Genomic DNA, 21,218 nt, shown 5'->3' on the forward strand with positions numbered 1-21,218 from the left:
CGCGGCCGGGCGCTCCGGGCGCGGCCGCGCCCCGTGCCTTCGACGTCGGGCCCGCGCGGGACGCGCTGGGGCGGCTGCTGCCGCGCCACGCCGCCCAGTTCACCCTCGTGCCCGATCCGGCCGCCGGCGCCGACCGGTTCACCGTGTCCGGTTCGGCGGGCGCGATCACCGTGCGCGCCTCCACCGGGGCCACCCTGCTGACCGGCGTGGGCTGGTACCTCCAGCACGTCGCCGGCGCCGACATCGGCTGGCCGGGCGACAGCATCGGGATGCTGCCCGCGCGGCTGCCCGCCGTACCCGCTCCGGTCACCCGCAGCGCGCTCGTCCCGCACCGGTACGCCCTCAACGACACCGACGACGGCTACTCGGGCGCGTACCGCACCTTCGAGCAGCACCAGCGGCAGATCGACCTGCTCGCCCTGCACGGCATCAACGAGGTGTTCGTGCAGGCCGGCGCCGAGTACCCGTACTACCGGGCGCTCCAGGGCTTCGGCTACTCCGCCACCGAGCTGCGCGAGTGGATCCCCGGCCCCGGGCACCAGAGCTGGTGGCTGCTGCAGAACCTGAGCGGCTTCGGCGGCCCGGTCTCCGAGCGGCTGGTGCGGGAGCGCGCCGAGCTCGGCGGGCGGATCGCCGAGCAGCTGCGCGGGCTCGGCATGACCCCGGTGCTGCCCGGCTTCTTCGGCACGGTGCCGCCGGGGTTCGCCGCCCGCAACGCGGGTGCGAGGACGGTGGCGCAGGGCGACTGGGCGGGCTTCGACCGGCCCGACTGGCTGGACCCGACTTCCCCGGTGTTCGGGAAGCTGGCGGCCGCGTACTACGCGGAGCAGCGCGCCGTGTTCGGGGACAGCGCGATGTACCGGATGAGCCCGCTGCACGAGGGCGGGACGGCGGGCACCGTCGACGTGAAGGCGGCCGCGGGGGCCGTCCAGAAGGCGCTGCACGCCGCGCACCCGGGCGCGATGTGGGCGGTGCTGGGCTGGCAGGACAGTCCGAAGGCGGAGCTGCTCGCCGGGGTGGACACCTCGAAGCTGCTGATCCTGGACGGGCTCTCCGACCGGTACAACCGCCTGGACCGCGAGACGCGCTGGGGCGGGGCCCCGTACGCGATGGGCACGATCTACAACTTCGGCGGGCACACCACGATCGGCGCGAACACCTCGGTGTGGATCGAGCGGTTCGGCCCCTGGCGGGCCAAGACCGACAGCGCGCTGAAGGGCATCGCCTACCTGCCGGAGGCCACCGGCACCAACCCGGCCGCCTTCGACCTGTTCACCGATCTCGCCTGGGAGCCCGGGACGATCGACCAGCGCACGTGGTTCGCCGATTTCGCGGCCCGCCGCTACGGGCGGCCCGACAAGGAGGCGGCGGCCGCCTGGGAGGAGCTGCGCAAGGGCCCCTACAGCACCTCCTCGGGCCTGTGGTCGGAGTCGCAGGACAGCCTGTTCACCGCCCGGCCGGGCCTGGCCGCGGTGGGGGCGGCGTACTGGAGCCCCAAGTCGATGCGGTACCCGGCCGACGGGGTGCGCCGGGCCCTGGACCACCTGCTCAAGGTGGATCCGAAGCTGCGCGGCTCCAGCGCCTACCGCTTCGACCTGGTCGACACCGCGCGGCAGGCGCTGGCCAACCACTCGCGGGTGCTGCTGCCGAAGATCAAGGCGGCGTACGAGGCCAAGGACCTGACCCGGTTCCGGGAGCTGACCGCCGAGTGGGCGGACGGGGAGAGGCGGTTGGACGGCGTCACCGGTTCCGACCCGAACTTCCTGCTCGGCGACTGGCTGGCGGCGGCCCGCTCCTGGGGCGCGGACGAGGCCGAGCAGGACCGGTACGAGTACGACGCCCGGTCGATCCTGAGCGTGTGGGGCCGGCGCAGCACCAGCGAGGGCGGCTTCCTGCACGACTACGCGAACCGCGAATGGAACGGCCTGATCGCGGAGTTGTACGCGCCCCGCTGGGCGGCGTACTTCGAGACGCTGGAGGAGTCCCTGGTCCGGCGGGCGGCGCCCCGGGAAATCGACTGGCACGCCTACGAGGAGGACTGGGCCCGGCGCACCACCCGGCACCCGAGCGGTGCGGACGGCCCGAGCGGGGATCCGCACACCCTGGCGACGGGCATCGCGTCGGCCCTGAAGTCCTGGGAGGGGTCCTCCCGCTGACCTCTTACACCACCCTGGGCGGTGGCGATCGGATGATGCGCTGATCATCACCCGGCCGTGGGAATCCCGCTACCCGTGCGGGGGAGAACCTCTCCGGTGGTTCGACGCACGGGACGCGCACTCGGTTGACTGGCACGCAGGACCACCAGCGGGCGTCTTGCCGGTCAGCCCGGCGTGATCGGCAAGACACCCCCTGGGGGCGGCCGTCGGAACATCCGGCGGCCGCCCCTTCCGACGCCGTCACGCGGCCCGACGCCCACAGGAGTGCACCGAGCATGTCCCAGACCGGACACGAACGGCCCCGGCAGCCCGGGCAGTCCGCGCAGCACGAACAGCCGGGGCAGCACGAACGGTCGGGGCAGCCCGGGCCGGCCGCACAGCCCGGGCCCGAGCAGGGTTCCACACCCGGCAGCCCGCCCGTGACCCTGGAACTGCTGACGCTGCTCGCCGCCGGGGTCGCCGATCTGGCCCTCGAGCAGTTACGTCAGTCCGCGGACCGGGCCCAGGAGGTACTGCGCCGATCCGACCTGCGCGAACTGCTCACCGACGGGGTCGTGGAGCTGCGCAAGCGCGGCGAGCTGGCCACCCGCCGCTCGGGGGCGGGAGCGGAGAACCACCTGGAGGCCATGGCCCGGCGGGCCGCCGAGCGGGTCGCCTCCGAGGGCCACCCGCGTGCATGACCACACCGGCTTCAAGGAGCGCATCGACGAGGTGCTGGTCCGGCTGGCCGACGAGGAGGAGCGGGCACTGCTGGGGCTGCACGTCGAACTCTCGCCGCTGTCCGAGCAGTTGCGCCGCACGCTGGCGGGCGGGAAACGGATCCGGGCCGCGTACCTGTACTGGGGCTGGCGGGCGGCGGGACAGCCCGACTGCGAGGGCGTGATCCGGGCCGCGGCCGCGATGGAGCTCGTCCACGCGGCCGCCTGCACGCACGACGACATCATCGACGACAGCCGGATGCGCCACGGCCGGCTCACCGCGCACGCCGCCTTCGCCGCATCCGCGGCCGCCGGGCAGCGCTCCACCTCCCTCGCGATGATCCTCGGCGATCTGCTGATGGGCTACGCCGGCCACGTCTTCAGCTCCTGCGGACTGCCGGGCGCCTACCTGGCCCGGACCGTTCCCCTCTGGGCCACGCTGCTGCGCGAGACGATGGCGGGCGAGTTCCTGGAGGTCCTGCGCACCCGGGCGGAGCCGCTCCCGCAGGTGGCCGAGTCGCTGGAGGTGGCCCGCTTCAAGACGGCCAAGTACACCGTCGAGCGGCCACTGCACCTGGGCGCCACCCTCGGCGGGGGCACGCGCGCCCTGCTCGACGCCTTCTCCGCGTACGGGCTGCCGCTCGGCGAGGCCTTCCAGCTGCGCGACGACCTGCTGGGCACCTTCGGCGACCCGGTCAGGACCGGCAAGTCGAACGTGGACGACCTGCGGGACGGAAAACCGACCGCGCTGCTCGCCCTCACCGTCGCCGCGGCCGACGCCGACGAGCGGCGGCTGCTCGCGAAACTGGTCGGCCGGCCCGACCTCGGCGGCGAAGAGGCCGCCGACGTACGCGCGTTGATGGAGCGCTGCGGGGCCCGGCAGCAGGTCGAGGACATGATCCGGGAGCGCATCGCCCGGGCCGCCGACGCGCTGGACAGCGTACCGATGCCCGCGGAGGCGCGGTCCGCGCTGCGCGAACTCGCCGGCACCGCCGCCGATCGCTCGCTGTAGCCGCGGGCCGGCGCCCGGCACCCGAAGCCCCGCGGCCCGCCGCCCCGCACCGCCCCGTACACACGAGAAGGACGAGTCACGTGACCACCGCCGAGACCCCCTCCGCCCCGCCGCGCCCCCGGTACGACGACGCCGCCCTCGACGCCCTGTCCACCCAGGGCGATCCGCTCGCCGACGACACCGTCGCCGCCCTGTTCCACCGTGACGAGGTGGGCGACTTCAACACGCTCATGCGGTTCTTCACCACGGCCGGGGACCCGCTCCCCGAGCGGCTCCCGGCCTCCGCGCGCGGCTACTTCGAGGCCAGCGCCCTGCCCCCGGCCTGGGTCGACTGGGACGTCATGGAGCAGGCCCGGCTGTTCTTCATGGACAACGCCGCCCACATCAACACCGGCCTGTCCTTCGCGGCGATGCCCGTCAGCTACGCCGTCCCCCGGATGGCCCGGCTGCTGTCCTCGACGCACTCGCTCGCGTACCCCTCCCGCCGGATGGCCAACACCGGCCAGTTCGTCACGTACCTCATGCGGACGGACTCCTTCGCCGAGGGCAGCACGTTCATCCCGGCCGCCCAGAAGGTCCGGCTGCTGCACGCGGCGGTCCGCCACCACCTGCGCCACGGCGGCCACTGGGACGTCGAGCGGGACGGCATGCCCATCTGCCAGGAAGACATGATCGCCGGGCAGACCTTCTTCTCGCTGCTGGTGCTCGACGCCATGCACCGGCTCGGCATCCACATGACCGAGGAGGGCGCGGAGGCCTACTACTACGCCTGGCGGGTCGTGGCCGCCCTGCCGGGCTGCGACATGGCGGCCGTTCCGCAGGACCTCGCCGAGGCCCGCGCGTACTGCGACCTCTACCTGCAGCGCCATCTCGGCCCCTCCCCCGAGGGTGTGGTCCTGGGCTCCCAGCTGCTGCGGCTGTACGAGGACGTGGTGCCCGGCACGCTGTTCGACCCGATGGTCCCGGCCACCGTCCGCTACCTGGTCGGCGACACCATCGGCGACTGGCTGGAGGTCCCGCGCAGCCCCTGGGACGCGGCGGCCAGGGCCGTACCCGTGGTGCTGGGGCTGCTGGAGAGCCTGGAGGACAGCAGCCCGCTCGCCGAGTGGGCGCTGGACAAGGCGGGCTCCCTGCTCGCGGGCTTCGAACTGTCCTCGCTGACCCGGGGGCGGGTCATGCACCACGCCATCCCGGCCGAGCTGAAGGCGGAGTACGGGGTGAAGGCGCCGCGCACCGGGCGCTGGGTGCCGCCGGCGCCGGCGCCGGTGCGCTGACCCGAACGGGCACTGACCGGGACGGGCACTGACCCGAACGGGCGCGGCCGGGCGCACGTCCGCACCGGTCGGAGCCACACTGGAAACCCGGTTTCCCGGTGGACGGTGAAGCGGACGGTGACCTGCTGATGACGACCCGTGTGAAGGCGGACCCCGGGCGGCGGCGCCTCATCCCGGGCGGCGCCGTCTGCGGGCTGGTCGCCGCCTGCGCCGGCCTGGCCGTGGCCGAGCTGGCTTCGGCTGCCGTCCGCCCCGAGGCCTCTCCGGTCACCGCGGTCGGCGGGGCCGTGGTCGACCGTACGCCGGTGGGCGTCAAGGAATGGGCGGTCCGCGAGTTCGGCACCGCCGACAAGCTGCTGCTCGCGCTCGGGATCGTCCTCGTCCTCGGTGCCGTGGCCGTCGCCGCCGGGGTGCTCGCCGTACGGCACCTGCCCGCCGGGATCGCGCTCGTCGGCTGTTTCGGGCTGGTCGGGGCGGCGGCCGCCCTCAGCCGGCCCGAGGCGAACTGGCACGACGCGCTGCCCTCGCTGGTCGGCGCAGTGGTCTCGGCCGGGGTGCTGTACCTGCTGGTCGGCGCGTTGACCCGGCCCCCCGCGGTGGGCGCGCCGCCGGGCGGGGCCTGGTCGATGGACCGGCGCGGCTTCGGGCGGCTGGTCGGGGCGGCCCTCGTGGCCTCGGCCGGGATCGGGTACGCGGGGCGGCGGCTCGGCGCGTACGGCTCGGCCGGGGCGACGGCCTCGCGGGCGGACGTGGTCCTGCCGGAGCCGGCCGTGCCCGCGCCGCCCGTACCGCCCGGCGCGCAGCTGCGGGTGCCCGGGATCTCACGCTTCATCACCCCCGACCGGGACTTCTACCGCGTGGACACCGCCCTCGTCGTGCCCCGGGTGGACGCGGACACCTGGCGGCTGCGCATCCACGGCGAGGGCGTCTCGAACCCTCTCGACATCGGGCTGCGCGAGCTGCTGGCCCGCCCGCTCGTCGAGCACGACATCACCCTCTGCTGCGTGTCGAACGAGGTCGGGGGCCCGTACGTCGGCAATGCCCGCTGGCTCGGCGTGCGCCTGGCCGACCTGCTGCGCGAGGCGGGGGTCCGGCCGCCCTCGCGGGGAGGCCCGGCGGACCAGCTGGTGGCGAGCTCGGTGGACGGGATGACGATCGGCACGCCCGTGGAGACGGTGATGGACGGCCGGGACGCGCTGCTGGCCGTCGGGATGAACGGCGAGCCGCTGCCCTTCGCGCACGGCTTCCCCGTGCGGATGGTCGTACCGGGCCTGTACGGGTACGTCTCGGCGTGCAAGTGGCTGCGCGAGCTGCGGCTGACGACCTTCGCGGCGTACGACGCGTACTGGGTGCGCCGGTCCTGGGCCCAGCAGGGCCCGGTCAAGACGCAGTCCCGGATCGACACCCCGCGCCCGTCCGCCGAGCCGGTGGAGGGCCGGGTGGCGGTGGCCGGGGTCGCCTGGGCGCAGCACCGGGGGATCGACCGGGTGGAGGTACGGGTGGACGGGGGTCCGTGGCAGGAGGCCCGGCTCGGGGCGGCGGACGGCAACGACACCTGGCGGCAGTGGATGTGGGTGTGGGAGGCGCCCCCCGGGCGGCACACCCTGGAGGTCCGGGCCACGGACGGTACGGGCGCCGTCCAGACGGGTGAGCGCAGGGGGACCGTTCCCGACGGGGCGACCGGGTGGCACTCGGTGGCGGTGCGTGTCCGGCCAGGGCCCGGGAGGAAGGCATGATGCGGACATCCTGGGAAACCGCCCCGCACGTCAGGAGCCGGCCCTCGTGGAGCTGACCAGTACGCCGTTCCTCGTCACGCTCGTCGCGGTCACCGTCCTCGCCATGCTCGCCGCGCTGCTGCTGTGGAACCGCGTTCCCGGGCCGGGGTGGGTGCGCTGGCCGGTGCGGGTGCTGATGATCGCGCTGTGCCAGCTGACGTCCATCGCGGTGATCGCGACCTGGATCAACGGCAGCTACGGGCTCTACTCCTCGTGGGACGACCTGCTGGGTACGGAGAACGCGCAGAACGCGTCGGCGATGACCGGGCCCCCGCTGGGCCGGGCCAAGTTCACCCAGGGCGGGGACGGTACGCAGAGCACCTATTTCCGCGGCTCGCATTCGAAACTCGCCGGGCAGGTGATCGTGTGGACCCCGCCCGAGTACCGGGCTCCGGGCGCGGACAAGACCCGGTTCCCGGTGCTGATGCTGCTGCACGGGTATCCGGGGTCACCGCGGACCTGGATCGATCTGGGCGGCATGCCGGGGACGCTGGAGCAGCTGGCCGGGGTGGGCACGGCGCACCCGTTCATCGTGGTGATCCCGGACGTGTACCCCGGCGGGGTGAACACCGACTGCAGCAACACGCCGACGCGGAAGGTGGCCAGCTGGCTCGCCGAGGACGTGACGGACCTGGTCGCGAAGAACTTCCGCACCTTGCCCGAACCCGGGGGCTGGGGGCTGATGGGGGTCTCGACGGGGGCGTTCTGCGCGGCCAAACTGCCGCTCCAGTACCCGAAGGTGTTCCGGGCGGGGGCGGCACTGGACCCGGATCCGCTGGGCGGGGATCCGCAGGTGCTGTCCGATCCGGTGCTGCGCGAGCGCAACAGCCCGCTGTGGCTGGTCAGGCAGGCGAAGAAGGCCGATGTCGCCCTGTTCCTGGCCACTTCGGCGCAGGACAAGGACAGCCCGCCGGCGCAGCTGGAGGTCTTCCGCCGGGCCGCGGCGGGCACCGGGGTCCGGGTGAAGACCCTGGTCCGCCCGGCCGGCGGCCACAACTTCCAGACCTGGACGTCGATGTATCCGGACGCGCTGGGCTGGCTCAGCACGGAGCTCTCGCCGCCCGGCGACGGCCGCGGCTGATGCGCTATGCCAGCCGGATCGGGATGGATTCGACGCTGTTGCCGATGAAGCTGTGCAGGTAGGGGAGTTCGGGCTCGGGGACCGCGAGGTCGAGGTCGGGGAAGCGGGTGAAGAGCCGCTCCAGGGCGATGGTGGCCTCCAGGCGGGCGAGCGGGGCGCCCACGCAGTAGTGCGCGCCGTGCCCGAAGGAGAGGTGGCGGCCGGCGGCGGGGCGGGTCACGTCGAAGCGGTCGGCGTCCGGGCCGTGGAAGGCCTCGTCGCGGCCGGCCGCGGTTTAGGCGGCGAGGACGGGGGTGCCCTGCGGGATCACGGTGCCGCCGACGGTGAGGTCGCGGGCGGGGTAGCGGAACGGGAACCAGCTGACCGGCGCGTCCCAGCGCAGGGTCTCGTCCACCACGTCGGACCAGCCGGCCTTGCCCTCCCGGACCAGGGCGAGCTGGTCGCGGTGGGTGCACAGGGCGCGGACGGCGTTGCCGATCAGGTTGAGGGTGGTCTCGTGGCCGGCGACGAGCATCAGCCGCATGGTGCCGATGAGTTCGGCCTCGCTGAGGCGGTCGCCGTCTTCCTCGCGGGCGGCGATGAGCGCGCTGGTCAGGTCGTCGCCCGGAGCCTCCCGGCGGGCGGCGGCGATCGTGCCCATGAGCTCTACGAGCTCCCGTACGGCGGCCATCACCTCGGCGGGTGTGGTGTCGGTGGCGATGATCACCGTGTGGGACAGGTGGTGCAACCGGGCCCTGTGTTCGGGGTCCACGCCGAGCAGCTCGCAGATGACGCTCATCGGCAGCGGGAGCGCGAAGCGGGAGCGCAGGTCCACGACCCCGTCGGGGGCCTCGGCGGCCGCCCGGCCGAGCTCGTCCAGCAGTGTGGCGGTGAGCTCCTCGATGCGCGGCCGCAGCCGCTCCACCTGGCGGGCGGTGAAGGCATTGCCGACGAGGGAGCGCAGCCGGCGGTGGTCGGCTCCGTCGGCGGTGTGCATGCCCTGGGCGTTGGCGAACACCCGCAGCGGCCAGTCGGGCGCGATGGTGCCGTCGTGCAGGGCGGGGAAGTGCCGGGCGTCCTTGGCCGCGTCGGGGTGGGCGAGGAACTCCTTCAGCGCTTCGTGTCCGAGGACGACCGCCCCGGGGACCCCGCCGGGCAGGACGACGTCCGCGACGGCTCCCCGGGCGCGCAGCCGGGCGTTGAGGGCGTGCGGGCAGCCGCCGGCGGGGTCGATGACGTACGCGGGCGCGGGTGCGCTGTCGGGTGACAAGCCGGATCTCCTGATCGTCTGGACGAGTGGTCGGATCTCGGGCAACAGTGCGGCCTGGAGGGCGGGTTGGACAAGTCCGTTCCGGGGACGTCCTCGGGCGACGGGTACGGGGAGGGATCAGCGGGCCAGGTGCAGACGGGTGTGGAAGTACCCTGCCGACTCCTTGCCGGCCGGGTCCTCCCCGAGCGCAGTGACGGTTGCCACCGCGCGGCGCCGCTCTGCCCCGTCGGTGAAGCGCCGCTGCGGCCAGGTGGCGGCGGAGCGCTCGACAGCGAGTCCGTACGACTCCAGGCAGCGGGAGATCGTCCGGTAGTCGTGGGTGCGCAGGACGAAGGCGCCCACCGGCACCGGCCGGCCGGCAGCGGTGCACAGGCGGGCGAAGGTGCGTCCGGTGAGGAAGCTGGTGCCGCCGGCGCGCGTACAGCTCGTCGAGGGTCAGGTCGCGGTTGAGGAGCGCGGCGTTGATCCCGTACGAGCAGCACACGTCGAGCACCGTGCGCCGCTCCGGGGGGAGTTCGCCCGCCAGGGAGCGGAACACCGGCTGGGCATGACCCGGGTCCGGTAGGCGTACGGTCCCAGAGGGGCGAAGTACTGCCGCGGGGCGGGGAGTCCGTAGATCTCGTCGACGCTCGTCATGTCGGCGGTGGTCATCGGGCGCACGCCTCCACGGGTCAGGGGCAGGTCCCGGACGCCCGTCGTACCCACCCGTGGCGCCGCCTCGAAAGGCCGCCGATCCGGCCATCGGCCGGGGCCCTCCCCCCTCCTCCCCGGTCCGTCCGCGCGCGCGGCGGCGCGCCCGGCCGGCGGTGGCGGCGTAGGGTCGGGGCATGGCGGAAGAGCGGCGGGCCCTCGAAGGCAAGGTCGCCCTGGTGGCCGGGGCGACGCGGGGCGCGGGCCGGGGCATCGCGGTCCAGCTGGGTGCGCGGGGCGCGACGGTGTACGCGACGGGGCGCAGCACCCGTGGCAGCCGTTCGGAGTACGACCGGCCGGAGACCGTCGAGGAGACGGCGGAGCTGGTCACGGAGGCGGGCGGGCTCGGCATCGCCGTGGTCGCGGACCATCTGGTGCCGGCCGAGGTGGAGGCGCTGGTCGGGCGGATCGACGCCGAGCAGGGGCGCCTGGACCTGCTGGTGAACGACATCTGGGGCGGCGAGAAGCTCTTCGAGTGGGACGCCGCGGTGTGGGAGCACGACCTGGACAACGGACTGCGGATACTGCGGCTCGCGGTGGACACCCATGCCATCACCAGCCATTTCGCGCTGCCGCTGCTGCTGCGCCGGCCGGGCGGGCTGGTGGTGGAGATGACGGACGGCACGGCCGAGTACAACGCGGCGAACTACCGCGTCTCCTTCTTCTACGACCTCGCCAAGTCGGCGGTGCTGCGCATGGCGTTCGCCCTCGGGCACGAACTGGGGCCGCGCGGGGCGACGGCGGTGGCGCTCACTCCGGGCTGGCTGCGCTCGGAGATGATGCTGGACAACTTCGGTGTGGGAGAGGCGAACTGGCGGGACGCGCTGGAGCGGATGCCGCACTTCGCCATCTCCGAGACCCCTTCGTACGTCGGGCGGGGCGTCGCCGCGCTCGCCGCGGATCCGCAGGTGGCGCGCTGGAACGGGCAGTCGCTCTCCAGCGCTCAGCTGGCCCGCGCGTACGGGTTCACGGACCTCGACGGCAGTCGGCCGGACGCCTGGCGGTACCTGGTGGAGGTCCAGGACCACGGCCTCCCTGCCGACGTGACCGGCTACCGCTGATCCGCCACGGCTGACCGGGCCGGTCGCCGACGTCCCTCAGGGCAGGCACAGTTCGCGGGCTTCCCCGAGCGGGGCGAAGAACCGCTCCACGTCCGCGTCGGTGACCTCGGCCGGCGTGGGCGGGGACCAGCGCGGGTTGCGGTCCTTGTCGACGACCTGCGCCCGGACGCCCTCCACCAGGTCGGGCGTGCGCAGGGCGTGGCAGGAGACGCGGAACTCCTGCTCCAGCACCCGCTCCAGGGAGCCGAGTGCGCGGGCCCGCCGGAGGGCGGCCAGGGTGACCTTGAGCGAGGTCGGGGACTTCGCCAGGATCGTCTCGGCAGCCTCCTTGGCGGCCGGATCGCCCTCGGCCCGCAGCCGGTCCACGATCTCCTCGACGGTGTCGGCGGCGTAGCAGCGGTCGATCCGGTCGCGCCATGCGGCCAGTTCGCCCGCAGCGGGCGGCTGCGCGAAGCGCGGCAGCACCTCGTGCGCCGGGGCTCCGGCGAGTTCGGCGGTCAGCTCCGCCAGCCGGGCGGCGGGTACGAAGTGGTCGGCGAGCCCGCACAGCAGTGCGTCGGCCGCGCCCACGGCGGCCCCGGTCAGGGCCAGGTGGGTGCCGAGCTCCCCCGGGGCGCGGGCCAGGAGGTGCGTGCCGCCCACGTCGGGGACGAAGCCGATGCCGGTCTCGGGCATGGCGACGCGGGAGCGTTCGGTGACCACGCGCACGCTGCCGTGGGCGGACAGGCCGACTCCGCCGCCCATGACGATGCCGTCCATGAGGGCCACGTAGGGCTTGGGGTAGCGGGCGATCCGCGCGTTCAGCCGGTACTCGTCGCGCCAGAAGCCCTCGGAGGCGTCGCCGCCGGCCTTCGCGTCGTCGTGGATGGCCCGGATGTCCCCGCCGGCGCACAGTCCGCGCTCGCCGGCTCCGCGGATGAGGACCTGGGCGACGGCGGGGTCGCGCTCCCAGGTGGTCAGCGCTTCGGTGATCCGCAGCACCATGGGGTGGGTGAGGGCGTTGAGCGCCCTGGGGCGGTTGAGGGTGATCACCCCGGTGTGGCCCTCCGTGGTGAACAGGACCGTGTCGTCTGCGCCGTCTTCGCTCTTCACACCGGCCAGTATGTAGCGTGGTCCGGCATCTCCTCGCCGGAGGAGGCGATCCGGTCGTGGGCGGGGCCGGTCTCGCCGCCGCCTTCCTGCGCCACGACCTGGTGGACGCCTACCGGATCCTCGTGCACCCGGTCCGCGTCGGCAGTCGGCCGGGGTGGGCGCCGGGGGTGTGGCCGAAGGCGCGCCGGAAGACGTCGATGAAGGCGCTCGCGGAGGACCAGCCGCAGCGGTGCGCGACGGCGGTGACCGGGGTGCCGACGGCCAGCAGCCGCAGCGCCTGGTGCAGGCGCAGCTGGGTGCGCCACTGCGGGAAGGTCATGCCGAGTTCGGAGCGGAAGAGGCGGCTCAGCGTCCGCTCGCTCGCCCCGGCGCCGGCGGCCGCACCCAGCGCCGCCAGCCCCCGGGAGTCCGCCGGATCGGCGTGCAGCAGGGCGCACACCGCCGCCAGGCGGGGGTCGGCGGGGGCGGGCAGGTGCAGGGGCTGCAGCGGCGCTGCGCGCAGCTGGTCGAGCAGGACCCCGAGCAGCCGGCGCCGCGCCGGGCCCTCGTCCTCGGGGGCCCGCGTATAGGCCAGGATCAGCTCGCGCAGCAGCGGGCCCACGGCGATCACGGCGGGGGTGTCGAGGGAGAGCGGGTTGAGGCGGGTCGGCAGGCCGACGGAGTGCAGGTCGGTGCGCCCGTACGCGCGGTGCTCGTGGACCGTACCGGCCGGGATCCACAGGGCGCGGGTGGTGGGTGCCACCCAGGTCCCGGCGTCGGTGGTGACGGACAGTACTCCGGAGCCGGCGTAGGCGATCTGGTGGTCGTCGTGCCGGTGCGGGTCGATGCCGACGTGGGTGTCGAGGGCGCGGATGCTCGTCGCGGCCCGTGGGGTGTGGCGGATCTTCTGCATCATCGGGCAATTTATCGGAAGCGGGCCGCCGGCGCCGACGGCGATTCTCGACCGGTGAACTCACCGAAGACCGCTCCCGAGCCGCCCGCCGCAGCGGAAACCCGTCCCGTGCGACGCCGCCGCATCGCCGCCTACGCGGCCGGCCACTCCTGCGTGGACGTCTACCAGGGCGCCGTCGCCGCACTCGTCCCCTTCCTGGTCTCCGAGCGCGCGTACGGCTACGCCGCGGCGTCCGGCATCGTGCTGGCCGCCTCCCTTCTGTCCTCGGTGGTCCAGCCGCTGTTCGGGGCGCTGGCCGACCGGCGGACGGTGCCGTGGCTGATCCCGCTGAACACGGCCGCCGCCGGGCTGGGCATCGCCCTCGTCGGCGCGGACGCCGGTCATGCGGCCACCGTCGCCGCCGTGGCCCTGTCCGGGCTGGGTGTGGCCGCCTACCACCCGGCGGCCGCCCGGCTGGTGCGCACCGCGGCGGACGGGCCCGGGCACACGACGATGAGCTGGTTCGCACTCGGCGGCAACATCGGCTTCGCGTGCGCGCCGCTGCTGGTCGTCGGGGCCCTGTCCGTCTCCGGGCCGGCGGGGTGGTGGCTGCTGGCGGCCCCGGCCGCGCTGGGCGTCGTACTGAACCGCCCGCGGCCGGGGCGGGAGCGGGCCGCCGGACCGCGGGCGGCGGCCTCCCCCGGGGCGCCCGGGCACGAGGACCGGCGGGCGTTCCTGCGGCTCTCCCTCGTGGTGGTCGTCCGGTCCGTCGCGTTCATCGGGCTGAGCACCTTCATCGCGCTGTACGTGCGCGAGCGCGGCGGCGGTGGGACGGCGGGGGCGCTGGCCCTGTTCGCCCTGTTCGCGGGCAGCGCGGGCGGCACCCTGCTCGGCGGCCGGCTGGCCGCCCGCCGGGGACGGGTCGCCACCGTCCGGCGGGCGTACGCCGCGGCCGCTCCCGCCGTCCTGGGCGTGCTGTGCCTGCCCCTCCCCCTGGTGTACGTCTGCGCGGCGCTCGCGGCCGCGGCCCTGTACGTGCCGTTCTCTCTCCAGGTCACGCTGGGCCAGGACTACCTGCCGACCCGGATGGGGACGGCGAGCGGCGTCACGCTCGGCCTGACGGTCAGCGCCGGCGGCCTGGCGAGCCCCTTCATCGGCGCCCTCGCGGACGCCACCTCCGTCCGGACGGCCCTGCTCCCGCTGACCGTCCTCCCGCTGCTGGCGTGGGCCCTGGCCCGGCGACTGCCGGAGCCCGTACCGGGCGCCTGAACGGGCGCCGCGGCAGCGCCCGTTCAGGCGCGGCGCCGATCCGTACGGCCGGCGCCGCTTTCGCGCCCGCGATGGGGGCCCGCCTTCCGGGCGACCGCATTCGGTTCGGCCGCGCCCGGCACCCGCCGCAATTCCGCGCCGGCGAGTGCCGGGGCGGCGCGGGCCGGGATTCCTCGAAATTCGCACTTGCGTTCCCATTCCGCGCATGGCGGCCCTCCGGTAGCCGCCGCGCCCGACGCCGAGGCCGCCGCCTTCGGCACCCGGCAAGCAGCGCACCCGGTCACCCGACTCCCGGACCCGCCTTCCGCCTGACGCCGCGGCATGTATTCCGCATACGCCCTCGGATCACACCTGACGTGCCATCAAATGGCCGGAATTGTTGCCGTTTCAGCTGTGGCTATGCTCATCACCCGAGCGATGTATGACTTTTATCGATCGCTTACGGGCAGAGTGGGGCGGCCGATAAACACCCCCACGCGACCGCAGGACCGGAGAATCGATGGACAGGAACCTTGTCATCCAGACCCCCGCTGGTGGCCAGGAGTTCGACGAGAGCCAAGTGCCGCTCTATTACAGCCGCAAGACCGCGGACATCCTCCACAAGTACGGCCCCGGACCCCGGGTCCACTTCCACATGGGCCTCTTCGGCCCCGGAGCGACACCGAACACCACCGTCTCCCAACGCGTCCTCAAGCGCCGCATCGTGGAGTCCCAGGAAGCCATCGTCGAACACGCCGCCCGCAGTTGGGGCGCGTACGCCACCCCGCCGGGCAGCGTCCTCGACATCGGCTGCGGTGTCGGCGGCGGTTCGCTCTACTGGGCCCAGGAGCACGGCGCGACGGTGACCGGGCTCACCGTCGCGGCCGACCACATACCCGTGATCCAGGACTTCGCCCGCCAGGCCGGTGTCGGCGACCGCGTCACCCCCCTCCTGGCCGACGTGCACGCCTTCACGGCCGACCGGAAGTACGACGCCGCCTACGCCAACGAGAGCTCCGGCTACATGGACCGCGAGCGGCTGTTCAAGGTCGTGGCGCAGTCGCTCAAGCCGGGCGGCTGGTTCGGCATCCAGGAGCACTTCATCTGCCGGCCCGAATGGACCGAGTTCATCGACGGCTACTACAAGACGCGCCTCGGCACCCTCACCGAGTACCTCACCGCCGCCGAGGCGGCCGGCTTCGAGCTGGAGCAGGACGAGGACGTCACCGACCGGGTCGCCGAGTTCTGGGTGCAGTCCATGGCCTGGAACACCGCCGAACTGGACCGCGTCGAGAGCTCCGGCGCCCCCTCCGCCTGGTCACGCGAACGACTTCAGGAGTCCACCATCACGCACGGCAAGCTGTTCCGCATCTGGCGCGACCACGCCCTGGAGACCCGGTTGCTGATGTTCCGCCTGGGCGGGGGCAGCTGACCGATGCCCCCGGCCTACGGCGACAACACCCGTCCCTCCCGAATCGGCTGGCCGTTGCCGCCCTTCTACTGGCCGTACGCGAGGGATCTGATCCATCCCAAGGCGGCCGAGCTCGAAGAGCGGTCGATCGCCTGGATCGACGCCTTCGGGCTCTACCCCGACGCCACCGAGCGCGCCTGGGGTCTGGCCACGCGCAGCGCCGACATGGTCAGCCGGATCGTCCCCTTCGGCGAAGTGGAGCCGATGCTGCTCTTCTCCCAATGGTGCTACTGGGCCTTCGCGGCCGACGACTGGCAGGACTCCGGCACCGGTCCCGCGCGCACGGCGGCCGTCGCCGACCACGGAGCGCGGTTGATCCGCACCCTGGAGGTGCCCGGTGCCGGCCTGCTGCCTCCCGGGCCGTACACGGCAGCCCTGGACGACCTGGTGGCGCGCACTCGGGAGATGCTCACCCGCGAGCAGCTCCACCGCCTCACCGAGGGCCTGCGGGACTGGATACTCGGCGCGGCCGCGCGGACGGCGGCCGAGGAGCAGGGCGTCATGCCCGGCCTCAACGACTTCGCGGCGACCCGGGTCTCGGTCGGCGCGACCCGGTTCCTGCTGACCTGGTGCGATGTGGCCAACGGGATCCACGTACCGGGCGAGGTGCTGTACTCCGCGCCCGTCCAGGCCCTGACGGACGCCGCCGGGTTCATCGTCGCCTGCGACAACGACGTGTTCTCGTACGACAAGGACGACCACCAGAAGCCGCTCGAGCAGAACCTGGTCAACGTACTGGCGCTGCACCACGGCTGTACGGCCGCCGAGGCGCTGCCCGCCGTGTACGCACTGCGGGACCGGTCGGTGACCCTGTTCGCCCGGCTGCGTGAGCAGCTGGCGCGGGGCGCCGACGATCAGCTCGCGCGCCATCTCGACTCGGTGGAGCACTGGGTCTCGGGCGACACCGCCTACCACGACGGGGCGCTGCGGTACGCCAGTCCGCGCAACCGCAACGCCCTTCCGGTGGAGGGGGCTTCGTTCGACATCGCCTGGAGCGATGCGCCCAGCGACCCGAGCCTCGAACCGCTGCCGATCCCGGCTCTCGCCTGGTGGTGGCAGCAGCTCGACGCCTCTTCTCGCTGAGGGCGGCGGCGCCGGGCTCCGCCGGGCGCCGCCGAGTCCGCCGAGGTCAGCGCCGGCCGAGCAGGCGGCTCCACCAGGAACCCCGCCCCGCCGGCCGCTCCCCCGCGACGGGGGTGGCCGCAGGAGCCGTACGGGGCGGCCGCCCCGCCGACCGCTCGGCACCGGGTACAGGCGTGGACCCGGTGACGGTGGCGCCGCGCGGGGTGAACCGTACGGGCAGCGCCACCAGGTGACGGGACATCAGCGACGACTTCCACAGGAGCTCGTCCTCGTGGACGGCCAGTTCCAGGTCGGGCAGCCGGGTCAGCAGCGTGTCGATTCCGGTGTCCGCGATGGCGCGGCCGATGTCAGCTCCGGGGCACTCGTGCGGGCCGCTGCTGAAGGCCAGGTGCGAGCGGTTGCCGTGGACGGGCAGGGTGGCGTCCGGCCGGATCTCGGGGTCGAGGTTCGCGGCCCCGAGCCCCAGCAACAGCATGTCCCCGGCCTTGATGGGCGTCCCGGCCAGCTCCGTGTCCCCGGTGGCCCAGCGCCCGAGGACCGTCATGAGCGGGGGCTCGTCCCACAGGACCTGCTCCAGCGCGTCCGGGAGCGTCATGTGCCCGCCCGAGAGGTTCGCGCGGAAGCGGCGGTCCGTGAGCACCATGCGCACGGTGTTCGCGATCAGGTTCGCGGTCGTCTCGAACGCGGCGATCAGCACCAGCCTCAGGTGCTCCACGATCTCCTCGTCGCCGAGGGCGGTGTGGTGCTCCAGCAGCCAGGTGGTGAAGTCCCGGCCGGGCTGCTCCCGTTTGGCGGCGACCAGCTCCCGCAGGGTGACCAGGACGTACTCGTTGCTGGCGAGGGCCGTCTCGGTGCCCCGGATCATGTCGCGGGCGGCCTCGACGAGGCGCGGTCCGTAGGACTCCGGCGCGCCGACGAGCTGGGTCATCACCAGCATCGGCAGCGGCTCGGCGAAGTCCGCGACCAGGTCGGCCTTCCCGGACTGGGCGAAGGCGTCGATCAGCTGGTCGGCGAAGCGCTTCACGTACCGGCGTACGCCGCGGCGGTCGAAGCGCTCAAGCGACTCGGTGATCGCCCCGCGCAGCCGCTCGTGCTCGACGCCGTCGACGAAGTGGCACACGGGCTGCCAGGCGGTCATCGGGGTGAGCGGGTGGTCCAGCGGGACGTTGCCCTCCTGCTGGTCCCGCCAGTGGCGCGGGTCGCGGGAGAAGCGGGACGGGGTGCGCGCCACGTCCAGGTTCTCGCGGTGGCCCAGCACCAGCCAGGCCGGGAGGTCGCCGTGGACGAGGACGGGGGCCACCGACCCGTGCTCGGCGCGCAGCTTCTCGTACAGGCCCATGGGGTCGGCCTCGGCCTCGGCGCCGTAGAGCCGGTGGGCGGGGCAGCCGGGCGGCGGGGCGGCCGGATCCGGCTGGTGGATGGGGGTGGTGCTCACGATGCCTCCGTGGTCGCGGCGAGGGAGTGCAGGTAGCGCATCAGCGTCATCAGGACGTCGCGGCTGGAGTCGCGCCGGCGCGCGTCACAGAAGACGAGCGGTACGGACGCGGGCAGGTCGAGGGCGGTGCGCAGCTCCTCCAAGGGGTGCTCGGGCGCGTCGGGGAAGGAGTTGACGGCGACCACGAAGGGCACCCCGCGCTCCTCCAGCCGGCCGATCACGTCGAAGCTGACCTCCAGTCGGCGGGTGTCGACCAGGACCACCGCGCCGAGCGCGCCCTCGAACAGGCCGCGCCACAGGAACCAGAAGCGCTCCTGGCCGGGGGTGCCGAACAGGTACAGCACCAGCTCCTGGTTGATGCTGATGCGGCCGAAGTCCATGGCCACGGTGGTGGAGGTCTTGCGTTCCACGCCCGCCGTGTCGTCGACGCCGACCCCGGCCTGGGTCATCGTCTCCTCGGTGGTGAGCGGCCGGATCTCGCTGACCGAGCCGACGAGGGTCGTCTTGCCGACCCCGAAGCCGCCCACGATCACCACCTTGACTGCGGCGGCGGCCGTGGCCGGCAGCGCGTCCTCGCGCCGGGGCACGGTGGCCCGCTCAGAGCTTTCGAAGTCCATCGATGACTGCCTCAATCAGTGCCAGGTCCGGGAGTTTGGCGGGGGCGACGGGTGGGCGGGAGAGCACGTGGCCCGCGGCGATCAGGTCACCGAGGAGTACGGTGACCACGCTCACCGGCAGGCCGAGATAGGCGGAGATCTCGGCCAGCGAGAGCGGCGACCGGCACAGCCGCATGATCGCCGCGTGCTCCGGCTGCATCCCGGGCCTGGGCCCCGACTTGGCGATGATCAGCGTGACGAGGTCGAGGTGGCTGGGTTCTAAATCGCCACTGCGACCGCCCGTGATCACGTACAGCCGCTCGGGAGTGCCGTCCTCCCAGTCCCCACCCGGGTTGCTCACGCCGGCTGCCCGTCGCGGCGCGGCGGGCTGCTCAGGTGTTCTCCGATCCGGGCGACGAGGTCGCGCATCCGCTGGCCCATCAGTCCGGCGTCGACGCCCTCGTCGGCCAGTACGGCGAGGAAGGCGCCGGCGCCGGCCGCCATCAGGTAGAAGAATCCGCCGTCCATCTCGATGACGACGAGCCGCATCCGCCCGCTGCTGCCCGGCAGTTCGGTGGCCACGGCGCCGGCGAGGCTCTGCAGTCCGGCGCAGGCGGCGGCGAGCCGGTCCGCGGTGTCGGTCTCCGCGCCGTACTGCGCCATGCGCAGGCCGTCGGCGGACAGGACGATGACGTGGCGGGTCTGCGGAACACCCTCGGCCAGGTCCTTGAGCATCCAGTCCATATTGGTCTGCTGCTGGCTCATGGCTGTTCCCCCTTGCTCGCCGAGGCCGGCGAGGCATCCGTGTTCTGGCTTGCTGCGCCGCTCCGGGTCGCGGCGGTCTGGCTGTCCCCCGACAGGCCGCCCTGGAAGGCGGCCAGCCACATCCCGGGCTGTACCTCGGGCTCCGGGTCCGGCGCGGGATCGGGCTCGCGTCCGGATCCGTACGCGTACCCGGTCTCCTCGGCGTATTCGTGTCCGGCGCGGTCCGCGGCCGCCTCGGCCGCCGCGACGAACCGGTCGCCGGTGCCGCCGGGGCCCGCGGGGCCGCGGGCGCCGGCGGCACGGCGCGGGTCTTGCGGCGGCGCTGCGGCAGTCCGCCCGGGGTCCGCTCGGTCACGGCGGGCACCTCGTCGGGTGCGGCAGGCATCCGGGGGCCGGTGGCCGGGCGCGCGGACTGCGGCTGTACGTCCGGGGCCCCGGACTCGGCGGGGGCCCGGCCGGCGGCGGGCGCCAGGGCGGCACGGGGGCCCGAGGCGGTGCCGATGCCGTGGGCGACGCCGGTCGCGGCGGCGGCGGTGGTGATGAGCGACTGCGGGATGATCAGTACGGCGCGCACGCCGCCGTAGGCCGAAGCGCGCAGCGAGACCTGGAAGTCGTACGCCTGCGCGAGCCGGCCGACCACGGCGAGGCCCAGGCGCGGGGTCTCGCCGAGGTCGGTGAGGTCGATGCCCTGCTGGGCCTGGCGGAGCATGCGCTCGGCCCGCTTGCGGGCCTCCTCGCTCATGCTCACGCCGCCGTCCTCGATCTCGACGGCGATGCCCGAGTTCACGTCGACGGCGGTCAGGTGGACCCGGGTCTGCGGCGGGGAGTAACGGGTCGCGTTGTCCAGCAGCTCGGCGAGCGCGTGGATGAGCGGTTCGACGGCGGGGCCGACGACGGCGACCTGGGAGACGGAGTGCAGCTCCACCCGCTGGTAGTCGATGATCCGCGACATGGCGCCGCGCAGCACGCTGTACAGCGGGACGGCCTTGCTCCACTGGCGGCCGGGCCGGGCCCCGCCGAGTACGGCGATGGAGTCGGCGAGGCGGCCGATGAGGGCCGTGCCGTGGTCGAGCCGCAGCAGGTCTCCGAAGACCTTGGGGCTACGGCCGTGCCGGTCCTCCATCTCCCGCAGTTCCTGGGCCTGCTGGTGCACGATGGCCTGGACGCGGCGGGCGATGTTGACGAAGGCGCGCTGCGCTGAGTCGCGCAGGTCCTCCTCGGCGACGACGGCGTCGAGCACCGAGCGCAGCACGGCCTGGTGGGCCGCCCTGAACTCCCGTGTCAGGCCGGGCCCGTAGGTGTCGAGCTCCTCCAGGGAGGCGAGCACCTCCTCGGGGAACTCCCCCTTGCGCAGCCGTTCCACGACGTCGGGCAGCAGCTCCTGCGCGAGTCGTACGGTCTCGGCCTGCTGCCGGAGCAGGGCCGCCTCCTGCGCGGCGACCGTCGCCCGCAGCGCGGCGACCACCTTGCCGCGCCGGGCGGCCTCACCGCAGGACAGGGCGACGGCCACGAAGGCGACGGCTCCCATCCAGGCGACGGGGGTGCGGGCAGATGCTGACACCTGTACCACGGCGATCACCGCGGCGGCGGCGGTCAGCAGGGCGGGCAGCGCCCAAACGACGGGTGAGGTGGGCCCTGGACTTCCGGGCGACGATCCCACG

19 protein-coding genes and 3 pseudogenes are annotated in these 21,218 nt (G+C 73.9%); 13 read left to right on the forward strand and 9 right to left on the reverse strand.

The window, feature by feature from the left end; genetic code table 11:
• The 6 genes from K7B10_RS08810 to K7B10_RS08835 form a co-directional block, all read left to right on the forward strand.
• Positions 1 to 2,156, forward strand: a 2,156-nt coding sequence (locus K7B10_RS08810) for an alpha-N-acetylglucosaminidase (protein ID WP_229335454.1), incomplete at its 5' end; no start/stop codon positions are given.
• Between the two features lie 275 nt (positions 2,157 to 2,431).
• Positions 2,432 to 2,836, forward strand: a complete 405-nt coding sequence (locus K7B10_RS08815) for a hypothetical protein (RefSeq protein WP_229335456.1) — start codon at positions 2,432 to 2,434, stop codon at positions 2,834 to 2,836.
• Positions 2,829 to 3,866 carry a polyprenyl synthetase family protein gene (locus K7B10_RS08820; RefSeq protein WP_229335458.1) on the forward strand — a complete coding sequence of 346 codons (1,038 nt, stop codon included), beginning with the start codon at positions 2,829 to 2,831 and terminating at the stop codon, positions 3,864 to 3,866. Before K7B10_RS08815 ends, K7B10_RS08820 begins: the two co-directional genes overlap by 8 nt.
• A gap of 80 nt (positions 3,867 to 3,946) precedes the next feature.
• Positions 3,947 to 5,140 (forward strand): oxygenase MpaB family protein, encoded by a 1,194-nt coding sequence (locus K7B10_RS08825; protein ID WP_229335459.1) that lies wholly within the window; start codon positions 3,947 to 3,949, stop codon positions 5,138 to 5,140.
• A gap of 128 nt (positions 5,141 to 5,268) precedes the next feature.
• Positions 5,269 to 6,876: a molybdopterin-dependent oxidoreductase gene (locus tag K7B10_RS08830; protein ID WP_229335460.1), complete on the forward strand. Its 1,608-nt coding sequence runs from the start codon at positions 5,269 to 5,271 to the stop codon at positions 6,874 to 6,876.
• 46 nt (positions 6,877 to 6,922) lie between these two features.
• Positions 6,923 to 7,996 (forward strand): alpha/beta hydrolase, encoded by a 1,074-nt coding sequence (locus K7B10_RS08835; RefSeq protein ID WP_229335461.1) that lies wholly within the window; start codon positions 6,923 to 6,925, stop codon positions 7,994 to 7,996.
• A 4-nt stretch (positions 7,997 to 8,000) separates the two neighbouring features.
• Here K7B10_RS08835 and K7B10_RS08840 read toward each other — a convergent pair.
• Positions 8,001 to 9,245: pseudogene (locus K7B10_RS08840) on the reverse strand (cytochrome P450 family protein).
• A gap of 117 nt (positions 9,246 to 9,362) precedes the next feature.
• The gene (locus K7B10_RS08845; RefSeq protein ID WP_229335463.1) at positions 9,363 to 9,587 is read right to left on the reverse strand and encodes a hypothetical protein; all 225 of its coding nucleotides are present in this window, start codon (positions 9,585 to 9,587) and stop codon (positions 9,363 to 9,365) included.
• Positions 9,588 to 9,636: 49 nt separating this feature from the next.
• On the opposite strand from K7B10_RS08845, the gene K7B10_RS08850 reads away from it, so the two are divergent.
• Both K7B10_RS08850 and K7B10_RS08855 read left to right on the forward strand, forming a co-directional pair.
• Positions 9,637 to 9,810 carry a hypothetical protein gene (locus tag K7B10_RS08850; protein ID WP_229335465.1) on the forward strand — a complete coding sequence of 58 codons (174 nt, stop codon included), beginning with the start codon at positions 9,637 to 9,639 and terminating at the stop codon, positions 9,808 to 9,810.
• Between the two features lie 262 nt (positions 9,811 to 10,072).
• Positions 10,073 to 10,996: an SDR family oxidoreductase gene (locus K7B10_RS08855; RefSeq protein WP_229335468.1), complete on the forward strand. Its 924-nt coding sequence runs from the start codon at positions 10,073 to 10,075 to the stop codon at positions 10,994 to 10,996.
• A gap of 36 nt (positions 10,997 to 11,032) precedes the next feature.
• On the opposite strand, the gene K7B10_RS08860 is transcribed toward K7B10_RS08855, so the two are convergent.
• The gene (locus K7B10_RS08860; protein WP_229335470.1) at positions 11,033 to 12,088 is read right to left on the reverse strand and encodes an enoyl-CoA hydratase/isomerase family protein; all 1,056 of its coding nucleotides are present in this window, start codon (positions 12,086 to 12,088) and stop codon (positions 11,033 to 11,035) included.
• A gap of 56 nt (positions 12,089 to 12,144) precedes the next feature.
• Here K7B10_RS08860 and K7B10_RS41235 point away from each other — a divergent pair.
• Positions 12,145 to 12,201 (forward strand): annotated as a pseudogene (locus K7B10_RS41235) (hypothetical protein); the annotation flags it as partial.
• On the opposite strand, the gene K7B10_RS08870 reads toward K7B10_RS41235, so the two are convergent.
• Complete coding sequence (locus K7B10_RS08870) at positions 12,198 to 12,980, reverse strand: AraC family transcriptional regulator (protein WP_229344861.1); 783 nt, start codon at positions 12,978 to 12,980, stop codon at positions 12,198 to 12,200. The pseudogene K7B10_RS41235 and the gene K7B10_RS08870 sit on opposite strands and share 4 nt — an antisense overlap.
• A 54-nt stretch (positions 12,981 to 13,034) precedes the next feature.
• On the opposite strand from K7B10_RS08870, the gene K7B10_RS08875 reads away from it, so the two are divergent.
• From K7B10_RS08875 to K7B10_RS08885, 3 genes are all read left to right on the forward strand, one after another.
• Complete coding sequence (locus K7B10_RS08875; RefSeq protein WP_372481388.1) at positions 13,035 to 14,228, forward strand: MFS transporter; 1,194 nt, start codon at positions 13,035 to 13,037, stop codon at positions 14,226 to 14,228.
• 499 nt (positions 14,229 to 14,727) lie between these two features.
• Positions 14,728 to 15,639 (forward strand): SAM-dependent methyltransferase, encoded by a 912-nt coding sequence (locus K7B10_RS08880; protein ID WP_229335472.1) that lies wholly within the window; start codon positions 14,728 to 14,730, stop codon positions 15,637 to 15,639.
• Positions 15,640 to 15,642: 3 nt separating this feature from the next.
• Positions 15,643 to 16,761, forward strand: a complete 1,119-nt coding sequence (locus K7B10_RS08885) for a terpene synthase family protein (protein ID WP_229335474.1) — start codon at positions 15,643 to 15,645, stop codon at positions 16,759 to 16,761.
• A 46-nt stretch (positions 16,762 to 16,807) separates the two neighbouring features.
• Here the strand turns inward: K7B10_RS08885 and K7B10_RS08890 are convergent, their stop codons facing one another.
• From K7B10_RS08890 to K7B10_RS41565, 5 genes and pseudogenes are all read right to left on the reverse strand, one after another.
• Positions 16,808 to 18,196, reverse strand: coding sequence for a cytochrome P450 (locus tag K7B10_RS08890; RefSeq protein WP_229335475.1), 1,389 nt, complete (start codon positions 18,194 to 18,196; stop codon positions 16,808 to 16,810).
• Entirely contained in the window at positions 18,193 to 18,813 is a 621-nt protein-coding gene (locus tag K7B10_RS08895; protein ID WP_229335477.1) for a GTP-binding protein, read from the reverse strand. Before K7B10_RS08895 ends, K7B10_RS08890 begins: the two co-directional genes overlap by 4 nt.
• Complete coding sequence (locus tag K7B10_RS08900; RefSeq protein ID WP_229344863.1) at positions 18,794 to 19,153, reverse strand: DUF742 domain-containing protein; 360 nt, start codon at positions 19,151 to 19,153, stop codon at positions 18,794 to 18,796. Before K7B10_RS08900 ends, K7B10_RS08895 begins: the two co-directional genes overlap by 20 nt.
• Positions 19,150 to 19,557 (reverse strand): roadblock/LC7 domain-containing protein, encoded by a 408-nt coding sequence (locus K7B10_RS08905; RefSeq protein WP_030161090.1) that lies wholly within the window; start codon positions 19,555 to 19,557, stop codon positions 19,150 to 19,152. Before K7B10_RS08905 ends, K7B10_RS08900 begins: the two co-directional genes overlap by 4 nt.
• 607 nt (positions 19,558 to 20,164) lie before the next feature.
• Positions 20,165 to 20,680, reverse strand: a pseudogene (locus tag K7B10_RS41565) (ATP-binding protein); the annotation flags it as partial.
• 135 nt (positions 20,681 to 20,815) lie between these two features.
• Here K7B10_RS41565 and K7B10_RS41570 point away from each other — a divergent pair.
• On the forward strand, positions 20,816 to 21,115 hold the full coding sequence (locus K7B10_RS41570; protein ID WP_372481389.1) for a hypothetical protein: 300 nt from the start codon (positions 20,816 to 20,818) through the stop codon (positions 21,113 to 21,115).
• Positions 21,116 to 21,218 lie beyond the last annotated feature (103 nt).

Source organism: Streptomyces flavotricini (assembly GCF_020639365.1).
GTDB lineage: Bacteria > Actinomycetota > Actinomycetes > Streptomycetales > Streptomycetaceae > Streptomyces > Streptomyces flavotricini.